This window comes from Dietzia cercidiphylli (assembly GCF_014145145.1).
In the GTDB taxonomy this organism is placed as follows: domain Bacteria; phylum Actinomycetota; class Actinomycetes; order Mycobacteriales; family Mycobacteriaceae; genus Dietzia; species Dietzia natronolimnaea.
In genome coordinates, this window is record NZ_JAALEA010000388.1 from 1 (window position 1) to 1,501 (window position 1,501).

Sequence of the window (1,501 nt, forward strand, 5' to 3'; positions counted from 1 at the left end):
GACGAAAGATGCGTGAGTGAACTCGCGGCACTACTATGTGAGTCAACGATCCCCGCCGGGTCCGGCTCCGGCCGCCACCCAGGAAAGGACACCCACGTGCGTCATCCCATCCGTTCCGCCGTCGCAGCCGGGGCCTCCGCCCTCCTGCTCGTCACGGGCGCCGGCACGGCCTCCGCCCAGGGGTCACTCGAACTCGCCCTGCCGTTCCCGCTGGACATCCCCGGCCTCGCCTCACTGATGTCGGGCCCGTCCGCACCGGGGGCCACCGCCGTGGCCGAGCAGGACGCCCCTCTCGTCGTGGTTCCGCCCGAGGTGGCCCGTAAGGCGTTCGAGGGCAGCGTGGTGGCCGGGGTCAACGAGGCGCGGACCGCCGTGGGTGCCGAACGCCTGGTCACCGACGCGATCCTGTCCGTCGAGGCCGGGGTCCGCGCGGACCAACTGGCGGTGGGCGACCCCACGACCGGCGACCTCCCGGTCCCTGACAGTGGCGAGGACCGGGACCGCACGGTCCTGGCCCTGCCCCCGGAGGCCACGCCACAGAACGTGCTCACCGCCATGCTCACCGACACCGGAATGCGCGAGCGGATGCTCGACGGCGAGTTCACGAAGGTGGGAGTGGGAACGGCCGCGGGCGAGGACGGGGTGATCCACGTCGTACTCGACTTCGAGCGGGGGTAGCCCCACCAGGGGTTATTTCGGTTAACAGTGTGAAAATTCGGCTAGAGTTCCTTTCCTGCTAGCCCGACGGGGACTTGCTCTCTACTGTTGCCTCTGCGCGCCCTCCCCCTCGGGGTGTGCAGAACTGGAGATCCCACGTGCGTCGCACTTCCCCTCGTTTCGTCACGCCCCTCGCCGTCTGCGCTGCCGCCACCATGGCGGTCGCCGGTCTCGGCGCACCCGCGGCCTCCGCGCAGCAGTTCCTCATGCCTGGCTCGTCGTTCGGCGTCGCCGTCGGCGGCGGCGGCACCGTCCCGGCGCTCGACCCCACGAGCGACGAGTACCGCCAGCAGCTCCACGACGCCACCAACGCCGCGCGTGTGGCCAACGACCGGACGTCGCTCCCGTCCAACGACGCACTCGTTCAGCTGGCCACCGCCTGGAGCCAGGTGCAGGCCGCCGAAAACCGGATGTACCACAACCCCGACCTGCGCTACCAGGTGCCGAGCGGAACCACGCGCTGGTCGGAGAACGTGCTGCAGAACTGGCGCAACGCCACCCCTCAGCAGCTGGTCAACCAGTGGATGGCCTCCACCGGCCACAGGCTCAACCTGCTGCGCAGCGACCACACCTCGATGGGAGTGGGCGTCGCCGTGGCCGCCGACAACAAGCTCTACGCCACCCAGGTGTTCACCCGCTAGCTGAGCCGGCCCGACCCTTCCCGGTCGAAAGCGCTCGTCGACGAAAGCGCTCGTCGACAAGGACGTTCCGCACACGTTTCGCGAGAAGCGGGTGTGCGGAACGTCCTTTTCGATGCGCGGGCCCGGTCGATGCGCGGGCCCGG

Annotated in this window: 2 protein-coding genes; both read left to right on the top strand. The window is 69.8% G+C overall.

Annotated elements, in window-relative coordinates:
• Positions 1–96: 96 nt before the first annotated feature.
• Positions 97–678, top strand: a complete 582-nt coding sequence (locus G6028_RS13630; RefSeq protein ID WP_182659192.1) for a CAP domain-containing protein — start codon at positions 97–99, stop codon at positions 676–678.
• Positions 679–815: 137 nt separating this feature from the next.
• A complete protein-coding gene (locus tag G6028_RS13635) occupies positions 816–1,358 on the top strand; it encodes a CAP domain-containing protein (RefSeq protein ID WP_182659193.1) in 543 nt (180 codons plus the stop codon).
• Positions 1,359–1,501 lie beyond the last annotated feature (143 nt).